The following is a 16,956-nucleotide window of genomic DNA, read 5'->3' on the forward strand; positions in this document are numbered from 1 at the left end:
ATAGCCGCTTTAATTTTCACTAAAACAAAAAGGCAACACGCAGATGGGAAGAGCTTACCAAAATAAAAAAGATTCAATGGCTAAAACTGCGGGTGCTAAAACCAAAGTTTATTCTAAGTACGGTAAAGAAATTTATATCTGCGCTAAGAATGGCGGTGTAGACCCTGATGGCAACTTAGCGCTGCGCCGTTTAATCGAGCGCGCAAAGAAAGACCAAGTTCCAAGTCATGTAATCGAGCGTGCAATCGATAAAGCCAAAGGGGGTGGTGGCGAAGATTATGTTGCGACCCGCTATGAAGGGTATGGCCCAGGCAACTGCATGATCATAGTTGACTGTTTAACAGACAATAACAAACGTACTTTTGCCGACGTACGTGTGTGCTTTACCAAAGCAAACGCCAAAATTGGCGCACAAAACTCGGTATCGCATATGTTTGACCACCTCGCTATTTTTGTATTCGATGGCGACGATGATGAAGCCGTATTAGAAGCACTGATGATGGCCGATGTCGATGTGACGGATGTTGAACTTGAAAACGGTAAAATCACTGTATTTGCACCGCACACAGAATACAACAATACGCGCACAGCACTTGAAGAAATGGGCATTAGCGACTTCGATGAAGATCTCATCGCTTTCGTACCACAAGTTGAAGCACCAATTGAAGGCGAAGACGTTGAAGTAATGGAACGTTTTTTATCAATGCTAGAAGAGTGCGACGACGTACAAAACGTTTACCACAACGCACAGTTTTAATTAACAAGGCCAACTATGTTGGCCTGAACGCATGGACTTAATTTTGAATACCCTCGAAGAGTTAAAATCAGGCGCTTTACAAGGCTGTACTCGCCTGCAACTCGTAGAAGCACTGACTGATTTTCCAAAAGAAATTTACACCCTCGCCAACACATTAGAAATTCTCGATTTATCGAATAATCAATTAAGCAACCTACCTGATGATTTCCACACGCTAAAAAACTTAAAGCGTTTGTTTTTATCATTTAATCAGTTTAAGCACATTCCGAAAGTACTAAAGCAATGCCCAAATTTAATCATGGTGGCGTTTAAAGGGAATCAGATTTGCGAGTTTGCCGAGCACAGTTTACCACGCAATATCGAATGGCTAATTTTAACCGATAACCAAATCAAAGCGTTGCCTGAATCATTTGGTGAGTACAGTAAACTAAAAAAATTAGCGTTAGCCGGTAATCAGTTAACGGCCCTACCAGAGTCAATGAGTGCTTGCCACGAGCTTGAATTGGTTCGCTTAAGTGCCAATAGGCTTTCTCACATTGATAATTGGTTGCTTGAACTGCCCAAACTTGCGTGGCTTGCATTTTCGGGCAATGATTTTAATCGTTCAGATTCTCTAGAGTCTGAGCAATTTTCTGAAATTGGCTTAGATGAACTAGATGTAAAACAGCAAATTGGCCAAGGTGCCTCGGGGTTTATTCATTTAGCACAATGGCAGCAGCGCCCTATTGCCCTTAAGTTATTTAAAGGCAATATAACCAGCGATGGCTACCCGCTAGATGAGTTAAATTGTTGCTTACAAGCAAACGAGCACCCTAACCTCATCAAAGCACTTGGCTATATAAATGAGCCATCACAATTAGGTTTAGTTATGGAGCTGATTGGTGAAGGCTTCAGGAATCTCGGTTTACCACCGTCATTTGACACTTGTACTCGCGATACCTTTGAAAATGGCTGCCAATATAGCCCTGAGTTTGTGCTAAAGGTTGTGAAACAAATGAGCAGCACACTGGCGCATTTGCACAAAAACCATGTCAGCCATGGTGACATCTATGCGCATAACAGCATGATAAACGACAACGCTGACTTACTTTTTGGCGACTTTGGCGCAGCAACCGACTTGTCAAAGTTAGTGCCGTATCAGCAGCAATGCATGCACGGCATAGAAATACGTGCGCTTGGTTATTTTATTGAAGACTTACTCACAGTCGTCAGCAACGAGAACGCCATTACCGAACAACTTGCCGCCATCGCTACAGATTGCTTACGCGTAGAAGCTATAGAGCGACCCAGCTTTAGCGAAGTATTAAACCGGTTATAAAAATAAGGCCTCGTTGTGGCTTTATTTTTGCTTTTTAAACGGAAACAACTGCTGTTTGAGCATACCTTCTGGCATGTAATCACCCACCACACCGTATTTATCAGGCCACTCGGCTTGGCCTTTTACCGCCGTGCCAAGTACGTAATCTAAAAACGAGAAGTGCGCGGCATAATTTCTATCAATAGCGGCTTTATCTGATGAATGATGCCAATGGTGAAATTGTGGTGTCACAATGATATATCTCAACCACCCAAATTTAACCCTCACATTGGCGTGATTAAATACCGCCTGAAAACCAACAATGATCACGTAAAGACTAATGACATCAGAAGGAAAACCAAGCACGAAAATAGGCGTAAGCACTAAGCTGCGAGTCACTAAAATTTCTAAAATATGCTGACGAGATCCCGCTAACCAATCCATTTCTTTTGCACTGTGATGCACAGCATGAAAACGCCAAAGCAATGGCACTTCATGATAAGCTTTATGAACAAAATACTGCATTAAATCAGCCACTAAAATAATCAAAAACAGTTGTAGAACAAACGGCATTTGCACAATAAAGCCTTGTACAGTCTCAGACACTGCCCACCCAAATGCATGGTGAACAAACTGGTTCGTTGCAAGCAGTACAAAGCCAATAATTAAATGATTAATAAAGAAATGATTTAAATCCCCTTGCCACTCAGAACGTAAAATCTTTTGCTCTTTGCGATGCGGTAATAATTTTTCAATAAGGATAAAAATAAGCGTAGAGCCAAGTAAATCAAGAATAAACCAATCAAGCCCTAAATACGGCGTGTTATCCCTAAAGTCGCCCACTTCAACGTTAGGACCACCAAACGCAATCGCCACCGTTATTAATACCCAAGCAGTTGCCCCCAGTCGTTTATTGGTATTACGGACAAAGTTCAACAGTCCTAAACTGCCTGAAATAATCAGTGCCACAAACATTAACTGACGTAAAAATTCGACACTGTAACTTTGTCGTAATTCTGGGGTGGTAAGGTATTCAGGGAAGTGAAAAGCCAATACACCTAAACACGATAACATCGCTAAAAAACAGGCAATATAGCCACTAATATTACCCTCGCCGATGTGAAACTGCTCAGCACGGAAGAGTCGCTTACAAATACGAGACATCATCTAAAATCCATTTAATAATTTGTCGCAGCATAACATAGACAATTATGCGTAAAAATGGGTAATTGAATTAGCCAACGCGACATTAAAACACGAAAGCGGAATATGTTATTTGAGCGCAGCCCACTGCAACACTAAGTAAAAAACTCGCGACGAAAGTGCGCTCTGGTAGTATGTGATACAGCAACGTTGGCATTGTTTTAAGCTGCTTAAATGTTGGCAAAAACAAGGCACTATGCGACTCAAAGCGTAAAAAAAGCTGTTTAAATTTATAAAAATAAAGCTTAATACCAACTAAATGTATAAGCACAAATGTGGTTGGGCCTAAAATCTCAACGATTGCCATTAACTCGTAACCTATCATTAACTCTGGGCCAGCCAGAAGTATAACGAGAACAAGCGCGATTGATTTATAAACACTGTTGCCTAATAACGATTTAAATTTTTGATACATGAACTTCCCTATTTAGGTATCGACTTCCCAATAGAAGTCTATTGAAATGCTTTATCAAACTTTTCTTGATCAAGGTATTTATCAAATGCGCCCAAAGCATTGCCAACACTGGGCTCTGTCATTAATTCTTGCATTGCAACTTCACCAACAAGACGAAATGCATTTTCCATTGCCCCTTGCCCACCGACATCAATAGCGGCTTTTGCTTGCTTTGGGCAGTCTTCGGTTAATAAGCGCGTAACTAATGCGCCAACATAGCGATTGGTATCATCGATATCTTGTTCTGTCACGTTTGAGAAAGGTTTGATAATACTGTGAGTCGACATACCCAGATAAATCCACTTGGCAAGGTTCTTACGTTCCTTACCGTTGAGTGAATCAGTTAGGCAAACAGCGAGTTGCTGCGCCTCTTGAGAAGCGAATGTATAACTAGGAAGCATTGCAAGTGCACTAAGTAGAAGCGGTAGCAGGATATTTTTCATTGTTCGTCCCTCGATGTATTTAACCATAGAATTCGACTTCAGTTTTTACACCGAATGGTAAAACAAACTCCCTGAATTCAGGATCACTTTTATCTGCTTTTGGGTATTTAAGGTTGTACATATTCTTCTTGAACATATTCAAAAATTGCTTATTTTGTAATTTATTATCCAATACCCTTACCTTAACTACATCACCCGTTTGATTGACCATCAACAAGAATAAAATTTTATCATCAGAACGTCTAAAGTCGTCTTTTGCTTGTAACAAAACGTCTTTGGGGAGAGTAAAGTCAGGATAGTTATTAGTTGTGGTTGAGCCACAGGATGCTATGAGTAAACATAGTATTGGCAATACTTTATTCATTATTTTTCCCTGAAATATCGGTAAACAACACGATACTGCGAATAAAATGTTTTTTCTAGCAAAAATCAAAAAAGCCACGATAAACGTGGCTTTGTTGGATAAAGCTTAAACTTTTACGGTTCTTTTATAAGAACTTACCTAGCGCTTTAACTTGGTCTAGCATGCGGTTTGAGAAACCCCACTCATTGTCGTACCAAGCCATCACTTTAACAAGCTTACCATCTACTTTAGTTTGCGTAGAATCGAATATTGAAGACGCTGGATTGTGGTTAAAGTCGATAGAAACAAGCGGTAATTCGTTGTACTCAAGAATACCTTGCATTGCACCTTCTGATGCGGCTTTAACTACTTCGTTGATTTCAGCGGCTGTTGTTTCACGCTTAGCAACAAATGTTAAGTCCACTAAAGACACGTTAATTGTCGGTACACGCACTGCCATACCGTCAAGTTTACCCGCAAGTTCAGGAAGTACTAAACCAACGGCTTTAGCAGCCCCTGTTTTCGTTGGGATCATTGACTGTGTCGCACTGCGCGCACGGTATAAGTCTGGGTGATAAACGTCAGATAGATTTTGATCATTTGTATAAGCATGAATGGTTGTCATGCTACCTTGCTCAATACCCACTGTGTCGTTGATTGCTTTTGCAATTGGCGCTAGACAGTTTGTTGTACACGATGCGTTTGAGATGATGTTGCTGTCAGCGTTTAATACGTCGCTGTTCACACCATGAACAACCGTCGCATCCATATCAGTACCGGGTGCAGATACGATCACTTTTTTAGCGCCCGCTTCAATGTGCTTTGCAGCAGCTTCGCGCGATGTGAATAAGCCAGTACATTCTAAAACGATATCTACGTTTAGTGCTTTCCACGGTAAGTTGGCAGGATCACGCTCTTGTGTTAGGGTAATTTCGTCGTTACCAATTAACATGGTGTTTTCAGCAAGTGTTACTTTTTGAGAAAATTGACCGTGTACTGAGTCAAATTGCGTTAAATGCGCGTTAACATTTGCTGGTGCTAAATCGTTGATGGCAACGATTTTGATTTCGTTGTTTTGAGCTGACTCATAAAGGGCACGTAATACGTTACGACCGATACGTCCATAGCCATTAATTGCAACATTAATCATTCTAATATCTCCCGTTAATTATTTTACTTCACTTGCTTGGCGAGCAAGCGCTTCAATGGCTTGCCAGTCTTTGTTTTCAATAAGTTGTTTATCTAACATCCACGTACCACCCACACAAATAACATTGCTTAATGCAAGGTAGTTAGGTGCGGTTTCAAGGCTAATGCCACCTGTAGGGCAAAAAGTCACTTGCGGTAAAGGACCGCCAATTGATTTGAGCATCGCGGTGCCGCCCGCTGCTTCTGCAGGGAAAAACTTTAAGAACTTAAAGCCATGGCTTACTAACTTCATTACTTCACTGGGGGTTGCGGCACCGGGTAAAAATGGAATGTCAGACTCTTTAGCCAGTGCTAATAATTCGTCGTTTACACCTGGGCTCACCATAAAGTCAGCACCGGCTTCAACAGATGCATTAAATGTCGCTTTATCAACCACAGTACCTGTGCCTACGTATGCTTCTGGTACGGCTTCTTTCATTAGCTTTACTGCCTCTGCCGCAATCGGTGTGCGCAAGGTGATTTCTAATGCTTTTAAGCCGCCGTTATAAAGCGCGCGTGCTAGCGGTGCTGCATCTTCAAGTTTTTCGATTACAACAACCGGTACCACAGGTGCCGATGATAAAATTTTCTCAATGCTCATTGTATGTTCCTCATAGCCCAGTAACGGCGTATTATTATTCTAAACCGAAGGCGCTTGCGCCAAGGTCTGCACTACTTACTATATTTCTGAAACCTGCGAATAACTCTCGGCCTGTACCGTATGTTTGGCTCGGTTGGCTAAGTTGTAATTCACGTTTTGCTAATTCTTCATCACTTACATGCACCTTTAATACACCCGCTGGTGCATCAAGCGTTATCAAATCACCTTCGTGAATTTTAGCAATCACACCACCTTCAACCGCTTCTGGTGCTAAGTGAATGGCTGCAGGCACTTTACCTGACGCACCCGACATACGGCCGTCTGTTACGATAGCCACTTTGTAACCTTGGTCTTGTAGCGTTGCCATCACAGGTGTGAGCTTATGAAGCTCAGGCATCCCTTTTGCTTTTGGCCCTTGCTCTTTTAAAACAGCAATAAAGTCGGTGTTAAGTTCACCACGGCTGTACGCTTCTTGTAGCTCACCTTGCGAGCTGAATACTTTAGCTGGTGCAGATACAACTTGGTGCGACTCTGCAACCGCTGATACTTTAATAACCGCTTTACCCAGATTACCCGTTAATAGTTGTAAGCCACCTTGTTTGCTAAATGGATTATCAATTGGGCGTAATACTTCTTCGTCGTGTGATTTTTCTGGACATGCAACCCATTTCACTTTGCTTGGCCCTGAGCTATCCGTCATGATCACTGAAGTATCTTTATCTAGCATTGGCTCAGTTGTATAGGCCTCTAAGCCATCACCTACTATGGTTTTTACATCGTTATGTAAGTAGCCTTTGCTTAATAGCTGCTTCATTAAGAAGCCCATGCCGCCAGCGGCTTGGAAATGGTTCACATCGGCTGAACCGTTCGGGTAGATACGTGTAAGCAGAGGCACAACCTCTGACAAGTCAGACATGTCTTTCCACGTCAGGATCACACCTGCCGCTTTAGCAATAGCCACTAAGTGAATCGCGTGGTTTGTAGAGCCACCTGTAGAAAGCAAGCCTACAAGACCATTAATGATCGTTTTTTCACTGACGACGTCGGCTAGACAGTTTGCATCTTTCGTTTCAATTAACTGTTTCAACATTGTTTCAACAGCATGGCCTGTTAAACCATCACGAAGCTCTGTGTAAGGGTTAATGAATGAGCTACCTGGAAGGTGAAGACCCATAATTTCCATTAACATTTGGTTAGAGTTTGCCGTGCCGTAGAATGTGCAAGTACCTGCACTATGGTATGACGCGCTTTCAGCTTCTAAAAGCTCTTCACGACTAACCAAACCTTGAGCAAACTTTTGACGAACACGGGCTTTTTCTTTGTTAGGGATGCCAGACTGCATTGGCCCTGCTGGCAAGAAATACGTAGGTAAGTGACCAAAAGATAACGCACCAATTAATAGCCCTGGGACAATCTTGTCACACACACCTAAACAGAAAACACCGTCGAACACATCATGTGATAAAGAAACCGCAGTAGACATTGCAATCACATCGCGTGAAAACAATGACAATTCCATACCATCACGACCTTGCGTAACACCGTCACACATGGCTGGTACGCCACCAGCAACTTGAGCGGTTGCATCATACTTGGTAGCAAGGTTCTTGATGATTTCAGGATAATCTTTGTAAGGCACATGCGCTGAAAGCATGTCGTTATAAGAATTGATAATCGCTAAATTAGGTTGCTCATCTGCTTTTAAACGAGCTTTGTCATCACTGCTACAGGCAGCCATAACATGGGCGATATTACCACAACCTAAACCGGCACGGACTCTTGTTTGTTTTTTTGCGTGCGCGATTCGCTCTAAATAAGCTTGGCGGGTCTCTTTACTGCGTTCTATAACGCGTTCGGTGACTTCTTGAATACGAGGATGCAACATATAAATTCGACTCATCTCTATAGTTAGAGGATAAAGGCTCAGTGACAATTAAAGACTCCACGAAAATAATTGCACTGAGCATCTTTGATTTACCCGTTCAAAGGTACGCTGACAGGCTGTCTCTCACAACCAACCTGACACCGGTGTCACTGTATTAACTCATGACTGTGACACCGGTGTCAACCCTATCTGTTAAATTTAGTTTAATTTTTTAAAATGACCAAATAATGAACAGTACTATTTTAGCTTAGTATGAATAGAATTCATGCAAAATCATGAGAAAGCGATTTGTTGAATGATGACACTAATAAGAGTTAACTTATTAATAAACAATATATTAGATGTTTTATATGAACGGTTTATAGATCAAATAAAAAAGCCCGAAAAAGCGTCACTCAATTTCGGGCTACTGTGAAAAACAAGATGAAATTTATTTAATTGCTGCCGTTGACTCACGAGTAATCAATTTTGCTTCCAAAGTCACTTGATATGGTGACTCCTGTGGCTCACTAATATGGCTAATTAATTGTGTTACTGCTTGGTGTGTCATTTCTTCGACTGGTTGAGCAATGGTGGTTAAACCAGGCCAAATATGACGAGCAATGGGGGCATTATCAAACCCTGCTATCGAGATATCATCGGGTACTTTTAGCTGCATTTGTGTTGCTAATTTAAGGACCGCAGCAGCCATGTAATCATTTGATGCAAAAACAGCTGTCGGGCGTGGGCTTAAATCTAAAATAGTGCGCGCACTATCAACACCTGAATGGTAACTAAAGTTACCCTCTTCGACTAAACGCTCGTTAAACTCAATGCCATTAGTAGCAAGTGCGCGACGATAACCTTTAAAGCGCTGCTCTGTCGCACTGTGATCCGGGTGACCTTTAATAAACGCAATTTCTTTGTGGCCGAGCTTAATTAAATGTTCTGTTATTTCAAAAGCGCCTTGCTCATCATTACTGCGTACAGAAATAGAATCATCCTCTAGCACGGCTGATGCAACACGGGCATACGGAATTTTTTTCGATTTTAAAAATGTAACAAGTTCAGCAAAATCTGAAAATGGAGGCGTTAGAACAATCCCGTCAAGTCGTGATGTTTGAAGTAACTGTTCTATATTACTGATCAGCTCTTCACCACGTAATTCACACGGGTGAATCAACAAATTATAATTGTGTTCATGACACGCAGCTAACGCACCTGTTTGTACCCGCGTGATATAACTCTTACTTGGATTATCGTATAAGCAACCAATAATAAAACTACGGTTCTGCGCTAACCCTCGTGCGATAGGGTTTGGTGTGTAATCAAGCTCTTTAAATACTTTTAGTACTTTTTCGCGTGTAGCATCACTCACGTTTGGCTCATTATTGAGCACACGAGACACTGTTTTTTTAGAAACACCGGCGTAGCTGGCGACACTATTAATGGTTACTTTTTTCATCCGATACTCATCCAACGACACTCCTTGGTTACGCGTTACTATTTACATGTAAACACGCAGCAGCACCAACCAGTGGAATGTTGTCTTGTGTTACAAGCGTAACAGGGATTTGCGACGTATATTGCGACATAATACCTTTATCAGCAAAACGCTCAACAAATCGACTAGATAATAACCGTTGTTGCATACGAGGTAAAATCCCACCACCAATAAATACACCCCCTAAGGCGCCAAATGTAAGTGAAAGATCACCCGCAACACTGCCAATCCAATCACAGAACTGGTTAAGTGTGGCTTCGCATACTTCGCACTGGCCTGTGCTTGCCAGCTCGCTTATTTGCGCCGCATCAAGGTTTTTAGCTTCAACACCTTTAACAGCGGCCATTGCGCGATATAAATGGGCAATGCCTGGACCTGAGAAAACAGTTTCTACAGATACATGGTTTAATTGCTTTTTAAGCTCTTTAATTAACTCACGGTCAAGTTCGGTCACTGCCGCAAGCGTAATGTGCCCTGCTTCACAGCTTAATACAGCACTGCCCTGCGACGTTCTCACTAAACAAGCAGCACCAAAACCCGTACCGGGTCCCATGACAGCAATATTTGCATTGTCATCAGCTTGTCCAGCTTTCACTGCAACATTTTTTGAATCATCTAAATAAGGTGCAGCATACGCAAAAGCAGCAAAGTCATTAATGACTTCTAATTGCGTAAAAGCAAATTCATTTTTAAGGTCGGCAACACTAAAGTGCCAACCTAAGTTAGTAAGGTGTACTTGTCCAGCTTTAATTGGACCCGCAACGGCTAAACATGCTCGCGACGGTTTTGCATACGAAATATGATTAAAATAATGTGATATGGCGCTTTCAAGTGAACCAAAATCTGCGCTTGGAAATTTAAGATTTTGCTCGATAACGAATTGATTTGTTTGTTCGTTAAAGTCTGTGATTAAGGCAAAACGCGCATTAGTGCCACCAATATCGGCAACGAGAATGGGATCAAATTCTGTGTTAGGCTGTGTGTTCATGTTGTTTTCTCTATTTGTCTAAGCTTTTTGCCGCTTATTCTTATATTTTTCAATGGCCTAGCCACTGTATTTGATAATACTTTGAGCTATCCTCTCAAAGCAGCTATCTTTAGTATTAAAAAAATGCTGCCCAAATAAATGGGCAGCCAAATACGTTTTGACAACAAAATGATAAAACAGCGACATTATGACACCGGTGTCAGCTTTGAATCAATAAAAATTTTCATTATTTACCCATGCATACGTATTTATTCACTAAAATGACAGTGTAGGTATGGATAAAAAGTAAAATAAATGCTTGCTTATTAACGTATTTCGCTTTGCTGTGTGACTCATCACAAATTGCTTGAAAAAAATAATAAATAGCCGAAAATGGCACTCACTGACACTGTAACTTGGTAACCATATGAAAGGTAAGGCTACATCATTTGACATTGCACACTATGCAGGTGTGTCTCAGTCAACCGTGTCTCGCGCACTCAGAAATAGTCCGCTGGTCAACGAAGAAACACGTCGACGAGTTCACGAGGTCGCAAAACAGCTTAATTATAAAGTAGATAAAAATGCCAGTAACTTGCGCACGCAACAAAGCAGCACCCTCGCGCTGTTACTCTTTGAAGATCCTACATCGGATGAGTCACAAATAAATCCTTTCTTTTTGGCCATGCTTGGCAGTATTACGCGTGCTTGCGCAAAAGAAGGCTACGATTTATTGGTTTCCTTTCAGTCAAGTAGCTCTGATTGGCAAGCCGACTATGAAGATAGTCACCGCGCTGATGGCCTTATATTACTTGGCTATGGCGACTACTTAGACTATCAACCCAAGTTTAGAACCTTAATTGAGCAAAACACCAAGTTTGTTTGTTGGGGAGCCAGTGTAGATAACCGCCCTGACTTAACGGTTAGCTGTGATAATTATGGTGGCGGAAAAATGGCGGCGCAGCATTTACTGGCAACCGGTCGCACCGATTGTGCTTTTATAGGTGATGCATCAGACCATAGCCCTGAATTTTTTGCTCGCTACCACGGCTTTAAAGATGCCTTTTTGGCAAAAGGGATTACTCTTAGCGAACGAAAAATGGCCAATGCAATTTCTACAGAAGAGTCAGGTTACCATGCCACTCGTTCACTGATTGCTAATAATATTCGCTTTAACTCGCTGTTTGCTGCGAGTGACTTAATTGCTATTGGTGCTATTCGGGCTTTAAAAGAAGCAAAAATCAACGTGCCCGACGATGTTCATGTTGTAGGGTTTGATAATATTGCTGTTGCGAGTTTTGTTAATCCACCGCTAACAACAGTACAGCAAGACACCACACTCGCAGGGCAAATGTTAGTTGATAACCTTTTAAAACTAATTCGAGGTGAACCGGTTGAGAACACCCTACTCCCGCCGCGTTTAATCATTCGAGGTTCAAGTATTTAAATCGCTAGATAAGGGCTCTTAAGCGAGTCAATCTCTAGCCATTTTCATTCACTGACAATTCAACTACCATTAAAATGGCTTTTTTTTCGATTTACCCAAGACTATTACCGCGAAAAAGCAGATAATTACACCTATTATGATGAAAACGCTATTAGCAAGCTTTTAAAGTTTGTAGTAGCTAAGCGCACTAAGGTGGAATTTTTTAATGGAAATTAAAGTTAATTTTCTCGACAACCTCAGACTTGAAGCCAAGTTTGATGACTTCTCTGTCATCGCAGATCAACCTATACGCTATAAAGGCGATGGTTCAGCACCAAGTCCTTTTGACTATTTCTTAGCGTCTTCTGCACTGTGCGCCGCTTATTTTATTAAAGTGTATTGTAACTCTCGTGATATCTCGACGGATGGTATTCGTGTTGCACAAAATAATATTGTTGATCCTGAGGATCGTTACAATCAAATATTTCAAATTCAAGTCGAATTACCAGAGCACCTATCCGAAAAAGATCGCACGGGTATTTTGCGCTCAGTAGAGCGTTGTACAGTAAAACGTGTTATTCAGACAGGCCCTGAATTTAAAATTGATACCGTAGAAAACATTGAAGCCGATGCGCAAGCAATGTTAATGGCAAAACCTGATGAAGATCATAACACCTTTATTTTAGGCAAAGACTTACCGCTTGAAGAAACCATCGCGAATATGACCGCGATACTCGAAGACTTAGGGATGAAAATAGAAATTTCATCTTGGCGCAATATTGTGCCAAATGTATGGTCGTTGCATATTCGTGACGCCGCATCGCCTATGTGTTTTACCAATGGTAAAGGCGCAACCAAAGAAAGCGCACTGTGCTCTGCGCTTGGTGAGTTTATAGAACGTTTAAATTGTAACTTCTTCTATAATGATCAATTTTTAGGTGAAGAAATAGCAAACAGTGCATTTGTTCATTACCCAAATGAAAAATGGTTCAGCCTAACCGACGATGACTCCCTGCCTGAAGGTATATTAGACGACTACACACGCGACATTTATAACCCCGATGGCGAATTATGTGGCTCTCACCTAATTGATACTAATTCAGGTAACACAGCGCGCGGAATTTGCTCTATTCCTTATGTGCGCCATTCAGATGGTGAAACCGTTTATTTTCCATCAAACTTGATTGAAAATTTATTCTTAAGCAATGGTATGAGCGCGGGTAATAACTTTGCAGAAGCAAAAGTACAGTGTTTGTCAGAGATTTTTGAACGGGCCGTTAAACGCCAAATAATTGAGCAAGAAATTGCTCTTCCAGATGTACCTGACGCAGTCTTAAATAAATACCCAAGCATTGTTGCTGGCATTAAAGGCCTTGAAGAACAAGGCTTTCCTGTTGTTGTTAAAGACGCATCACTGGGTGGTCAATTTCCGGTTATGTGTGTCACGCTAATGAACCCAAAAACAGGCGGTGTATTTGCCTCGTTTGGCGCGCACCCAAGTTTTGAAGTCGCATTAGAGCGCAGCCTTACAGAACTTTTACAAGGTAGAAGCTTTGAGGGCTTAAACGATGTTCCTAAACCGACCTTTAATAGCATGGCCGTGTCGGAGCCAGAAAATTTTGTTGAGCACTTTATTGACTCAACAGGGGTTATTTCATGGCGCTTCTTTAGTGCGAAGCATGATTTTGAGTTTGTGGAGTGGGATTTCTCAGGCACAAACGAAGAAGAAACCGCGAGCTTATTCGGTATTTTAGAACGCTTAGGTAAAGAAGCCTACATTGCAGAGTTCTCAGATCTTGGTACTGCGTGTCGTATATTAGTCCCTGATTATTCTGAAGTTTACCCAGTCGAAGATTTGATTTGGGATAACACTAATAAAGCCCTAAATTTCCGTGAAGATATTTTAAATCTGCACCGTCTAACTGAAGATCAACTGGCTGATTTAGTTGAGCGATTAGAAGAAAGTGAGTTAGATAACTATATCGATATCATTACGCTAATCGGTATCGAATTTGACGAAAACACGGTATGGGGTCAATTAACAATTCTTGAGCTTAAGTTATTAATTTACCTAGCATTGGGTGATTTAGAAGCCGCTATGGAGCTAGTTGAAGCCTTTTTACAATACAACGACAATACCCTTGTTGAACGAGGTCTATTTTATCAAGCGATGCATGCAACACTGGAAGTTGCGCTTAGCGATGACCTAGAAATTGAAGATTACATTCACAACTTTACGCGTATGTTTGGTCAAGAAACCATGGACGCCGTGGTTGGCTCGATTAATGGGGATGTTATGTTTTATGGTTTAACCGAAACAAGTATGAAACTTGAAGGCTTAGACAGACATCAGCGTTTAATCGACAGCTACAAAAAGTTGCACGCAGCGCGAGCAAAAAAAGCAGGTTTATAAGGCACAATCATTTTGCTGAACTGATAAATAAAAAAACCGCTGAGGGTTAAAGCTCAGCGGTTTAATTTTAATATTTAAATGCTCAATTTACTTCAAAGCATCTTCGACAACAGGGTAATGATCCCACACATGCTTATCGCTTAAAGAGCGAAGTAATTTAATGTACTCTGCATGCGTCCACGCAAGTGGTGTCGCTGAGTTCGTCCCCTCGCCTAACACATAGCCAGCTTTATTGTTACCAACACCATCCCACACTTGCTCAGGTAACATCATGCCTTCATTAGCAAATGCTTCCATGCCTTTTACATACGTGTTTTTGATCGTGTTTTGTTTCATCGCATTTAAGCTATTGCTGGCATTTGCTGCGGCAATTTCATAGTGACCGCGTTCACCCGTGAAAAACGGCCATACTCGCCCACGCTGACCTGGGGTATTATTCCCCCCTTCTGCGTAGTTATTGCCCGTTACTTCGTCTTCGCCGTAACCATCATTACCATAACGGCGGTAGCCTGGGAATGACCCAGAGCCATCAGCAAAGTTAAAGGTATAGCGCACTTGTAGGTTATCAATTAAGCTTTCGTCATCATATTCTGGAAGCGTTTTTACAATGCTTGGTGCAAGCGCATCACGAACACCGTAGCGAACCAGCTCTAAAAACCCTCCGTCCAGAATTTGCTTTTTGTCGAAGCCATCACGACCATTATTCGCATTAAGCGTGGTCGATGAGTTTGGATCTTTATCTTGGCCAATGCGAATGAAATATTCTCCATCGGCATTGTCTGATTTTAGGTTACCTTGCGTGGTAAACATGGTGCTTTCGATTTCACTATTGTATTGCTTAGCGGTTTCTAAGTAACGCACTGCGTTTTTAGTATCACCTGCTTTTCTGGCAATATCAGCAGCAGTAACTAGGCCCGCTACAACAGCAGCAGTCGTAGAAGGAGAGTAACCGTTTTGTTCTTCCCAGCGCTCTTGCTGCGTTGCGGGTGGGGTGATTTGTGTATCATTCCACAGAATCTTTGCAAGGCCACCGTCTACCAAAAAGTCAGCCGCTGGTTTGAGCATTTTGCCATACCACTGTGTTAACTCTTGGTCGCTAAGTACGTCGGCTTGATGAAGTTTCCATGCAAGCATAATTGGCATAGCCGTTTGGTCAAGTTGCACACCAACCCATTCAAGTTCACCATCAACGTGTGTTTTTTGTAAAAACCAACCAGTGTCTCCCCCGTTACCAGGAGTACGAGCGGTAACTTGTACTTTTTCTAAATATTCAAAGGCTGTCTTAGCTGTTTTAGTATCGCCCATGGCCATAAATGCCATAGCCACCTGATAAAAGTCACGTACCCAGACTGCTTTATAGCCTGTAGAACCTGTTTTAGCTGAGACCGTTTCACCCCATGGGTTTGATAACGACGCAATTAGTGCCCCCGCATGTGTTTTATCTTCTTGCGCCTTTAATACCATGGCACTGGTATAAAGTAGTTTGCCATTATCAGCGGTACTGCTAGTTAATGTGCTAAGGGGCTCAAGGCTTGCTAAGTAGTCTTGCCAACCAATCGCATCACCTTTACCGTTATAGGCATCTAGTAACTTTTGGTAACCTTGACTTAAGCTTGCTTGACCTTCTTTTAGGCTCGCAGCTTCTGATTGACCAAAACTTAGTGCTAAATCGAATGTTGTATTAGTTGAAATATCACCCAGTTCAGCAAGTAAACTAACGTTACCCGATTGCTCACCGGTATTTTGGTACGTTGTGCCAAGTGATTGCGACTTTTTAAGTTCTTTTAAACCATCGCTTATCCCCGTAAAACCAACCGTTGCCTGCTTGAATGGCTGACTAGCTTGCAGTGATAAGAAATTATCGTCTTGCCATGCAACTAAGCCTTTATCAGTTACTTTAGCAAAATCGTCTAGGCCGTTATTATCAATATAAGGGTTCACATTCACATAGGCTTTAACGCCTTCTAAATCGGTATTAAATACGCTGCGTACAAACAGAGTTTGACCGTTTGGATCAGTGAAAATATGCTTTTCTAAAGAGAAACGACCTTGCTTATCTTTGCTTACCACTTTATAGGCAAGTGAAAGTGGCCGACCTGCTTCATCTTTGTATAGATAATCAATGCTGACATCAAGATCATCATTTTCTGTCACAGTAAAATCTTTGCCTACCACAACAAATTGCATATCTTTAATTTGTGCTTGGTGAATAAGACCAAACATGGTTTCAGTGATCATGCCTTTGGCAATTGAAAACCACACTTTTGACACTTTACCAGTCGCAGCTGAATCATCATAATGATCCGCTTTATATTGCTCATAGGATGTGCCAATACCTGTTTTACCTGAATAAGCCCAAAATGGCTCAACACCGGGCGCGCCCGGGGCTGAAATCTGCGTTAACGCTGTTGTTGATACAGATTGCTCAGAGCTACAAGCCGTTAAACCTAAAGCAATAAAACTTGCCGTAATAAGATTAATTTTTTTCATTGTGTG

14 protein-coding genes are annotated in these 16,956 nt (G+C 41.7%); 4 read left to right on the forward strand and 10 right to left on the reverse strand.

All coding sequences use genetic code 11. The annotated features are described in order from the left end of the window. The first annotated feature begins 43 nt into the window (after positions 1–43). Together BM378_RS00990 and BM378_RS00995 are read left to right on the forward strand one after the other, a co-directional pair. Positions 44–757, forward strand: a complete 714-nt coding sequence (locus tag BM378_RS00990; RefSeq protein WP_065979846.1) for a YebC/PmpR family DNA-binding transcriptional regulator — start codon at positions 44–46, stop codon at positions 755–757. Positions 758–788: 31 nt separating this feature from the next. Further along, positions 789–2,075 carry a leucine-rich repeat-containing protein kinase family protein gene (locus BM378_RS00995; RefSeq protein WP_143104553.1) on the forward strand — a complete coding sequence of 429 codons (1,287 nt, stop codon included), beginning with the start codon at positions 789–791 and terminating at the stop codon, positions 2,073–2,075. 21 nt (positions 2,076–2,096) lie between these two features. Here the strand turns inward: BM378_RS00995 and BM378_RS01000 are convergent, their stop codons facing one another. The 9 genes from BM378_RS01000 to glk all read right to left on the reverse strand — a co-directional run bounded on the left by BM378_RS01000 (position 2,097) and on the right by glk (position 10,642). After that, positions 2,097–3,221: a sterol desaturase family protein gene (locus BM378_RS01000; RefSeq protein WP_074988280.1), complete on the reverse strand. Its 1,125-nt coding sequence runs from the start codon at positions 3,219–3,221 to the stop codon at positions 2,097–2,099. Positions 3,222–3,303: 82 nt separating this feature from the next. Further along, positions 3,304–3,672: a hypothetical protein gene (locus BM378_RS01005; protein ID WP_074988281.1), complete on the reverse strand. Its 369-nt coding sequence runs from the start codon at positions 3,670–3,672 to the stop codon at positions 3,304–3,306. Positions 3,673–3,710: 38 nt separating this feature from the next. Next, positions 3,711–4,154, reverse strand: a complete 444-nt coding sequence (locus BM378_RS01010) for a hypothetical protein (RefSeq protein WP_118844217.1) — start codon at positions 4,152–4,154, stop codon at positions 3,711–3,713. A 19-nt stretch (positions 4,155–4,173) separates the two neighbouring features. Further along, positions 4,174–4,518, reverse strand: a complete 345-nt coding sequence (locus tag BM378_RS01015) for a hypothetical protein (RefSeq protein WP_036968811.1) — start codon at positions 4,516–4,518, stop codon at positions 4,174–4,176. A 124-nt stretch (positions 4,519–4,642) separates the two neighbouring features. Beyond that, the gene (gene gap, locus BM378_RS01020) at positions 4,643–5,647 is read right to left on the reverse strand and encodes a type I glyceraldehyde-3-phosphate dehydrogenase (protein ID WP_036968813.1); all 1,005 of its coding nucleotides are present in this window, start codon (positions 5,645–5,647) and stop codon (positions 4,643–4,645) included. Positions 5,648–5,665: 18 nt separating this feature from the next. Further along, positions 5,666–6,286, reverse strand: coding sequence for a bifunctional 4-hydroxy-2-oxoglutarate aldolase/2-dehydro-3-deoxy-phosphogluconate aldolase (locus tag BM378_RS01025; RefSeq protein ID WP_036968816.1), 621 nt, complete (start codon positions 6,284–6,286; stop codon positions 5,666–5,668). A gap of 34 nt (positions 6,287–6,320) precedes the next feature. Then, on the reverse strand, positions 6,321–8,171 hold the full coding sequence (gene edd, locus BM378_RS01030; protein ID WP_065979841.1) for a phosphogluconate dehydratase: 1,851 nt from the start codon (positions 8,169–8,171) through the stop codon (positions 6,321–6,323). 430 nt (positions 8,172–8,601) lie between these two features. Then, complete coding sequence (locus tag BM378_RS01035) at positions 8,602–9,615, reverse strand: LacI family DNA-binding transcriptional regulator (protein WP_036968823.1); 1,014 nt, start codon at positions 9,613–9,615, stop codon at positions 8,602–8,604. A 28-nt stretch (positions 9,616–9,643) separates the two neighbouring features. After that, positions 9,644–10,642 (reverse strand): glucokinase, encoded by a 999-nt coding sequence (glk, locus tag BM378_RS01040; protein WP_065979840.1) that lies wholly within the window; start codon positions 10,640–10,642, stop codon positions 9,644–9,646. Positions 10,643–11,048: 406 nt separating this feature from the next. Here glk and BM378_RS01045 point away from each other — a divergent pair, with 406 nt between their 5' ends. After that, entirely contained in the window at positions 11,049–12,068 is a 1,020-nt protein-coding gene (locus BM378_RS01045) for a LacI family DNA-binding transcriptional regulator (RefSeq protein WP_036968830.1), read from the forward strand. A 205-nt stretch (positions 12,069–12,273) separates the two neighbouring features. Next, positions 12,274–14,460 carry an OsmC domain/YcaO domain-containing protein gene (locus BM378_RS01050; RefSeq protein ID WP_065979839.1) on the forward strand — a complete coding sequence of 729 codons (2,187 nt, stop codon included), beginning with the start codon at positions 12,274–12,276 and terminating at the stop codon, positions 14,458–14,460. A gap of 87 nt (positions 14,461–14,547) precedes the next feature. On the opposite strand, the gene BM378_RS01055 is transcribed toward BM378_RS01050, so the two are convergent. Next, positions 14,548–16,950 carry a glucan 1,4-alpha-glucosidase gene (locus BM378_RS01055; RefSeq protein ID WP_074988284.1) on the reverse strand — a complete coding sequence of 801 codons (2,403 nt, stop codon included), beginning with the start codon at positions 16,948–16,950 and terminating at the stop codon, positions 14,548–14,550. Positions 16,951–16,956 lie beyond the last annotated feature (6 nt).

This window comes from Pseudoalteromonas lipolytica (genome assembly GCF_900116435.1).
Lineage (GTDB): Bacteria > Pseudomonadota > Gammaproteobacteria > Enterobacterales > Alteromonadaceae > Pseudoalteromonas > Pseudoalteromonas lipolytica.

What these genes read in the sequence shown, in the direction of transcription:
- BM378_RS01035 (WP_036968823.1), bottom strand. Translation starts at nt 9,615, where the DNA reads ATGAAAAAAGTAACCATTAATAGTGTCGCCAGCTACGCCGGTGTTTCT.
- BM378_RS01050 (WP_065979839.1), top strand. Translation starts at nt 12,274, where the DNA reads ATGGAAATTAAAGTTAATTTTCTCGACAACCTCAGACTTGAAGCCAAG.
- BM378_RS01010 (WP_118844217.1), bottom strand. Translation starts at nt 4,154, where the DNA reads ATGAAAAATATCCTGCTACCGCTTCTACTTAGTGCACTTGCAATGCTT.
- glk (WP_065979840.1), bottom strand. Translation starts at nt 10,642, where the DNA reads ATGAACACACAGCCTAACACAGAATTTGATCCCATTCTCGTTGCCGAT.
- BM378_RS00990 (WP_065979846.1), top strand. Translation starts at nt 44, where the DNA reads ATGGGAAGAGCTTACCAAAATAAAAAAGATTCAATGGCTAAAACTGCG.
- BM378_RS01015 (WP_036968811.1), bottom strand. Translation starts at nt 4,518, where the DNA reads ATGAATAAAGTATTGCCAATACTATGTTTACTCATAGCATCCTGTGGC.
- BM378_RS00995 (WP_143104553.1), top strand. Translation starts at nt 789, where the DNA reads ATGGACTTAATTTTGAATACCCTCGAAGAGTTAAAATCAGGCGCTTTA.
- BM378_RS01000 (WP_074988280.1), bottom strand. Translation starts at nt 3,221, where the DNA reads ATGATGTCTCGTATTTGTAAGCGACTCTTCCGTGCTGAGCAGTTTCAC.
- BM378_RS01045 (WP_036968830.1), top strand. Translation starts at nt 11,049, where the DNA reads ATGAAAGGTAAGGCTACATCATTTGACATTGCACACTATGCAGGTGTG.
- BM378_RS01005 (WP_074988281.1), bottom strand. Translation starts at nt 3,672, where the DNA reads ATGTATCAAAAATTTAAATCGTTATTAGGCAACAGTGTTTATAAATCA.
- gap (WP_036968813.1), bottom strand. Translation starts at nt 5,647, where the DNA reads ATGATTAATGTTGCAATTAATGGCTATGGACGTATCGGTCGTAACGTA.
- edd (WP_065979841.1), bottom strand. Translation starts at nt 8,171, where the DNA reads ATGTTGCATCCTCGTATTCAAGAAGTCACCGAACGCGTTATAGAACGC.
- BM378_RS01055 (WP_074988284.1), bottom strand. Translation starts at nt 16,950, where the DNA reads ATGAAAAAAATTAATCTTATTACGGCAAGTTTTATTGCTTTAGGTTTA.
- BM378_RS01025 (WP_036968816.1), bottom strand. Translation starts at nt 6,286, where the DNA reads ATGAGCATTGAGAAAATTTTATCATCGGCACCTGTGGTACCGGTTGTT.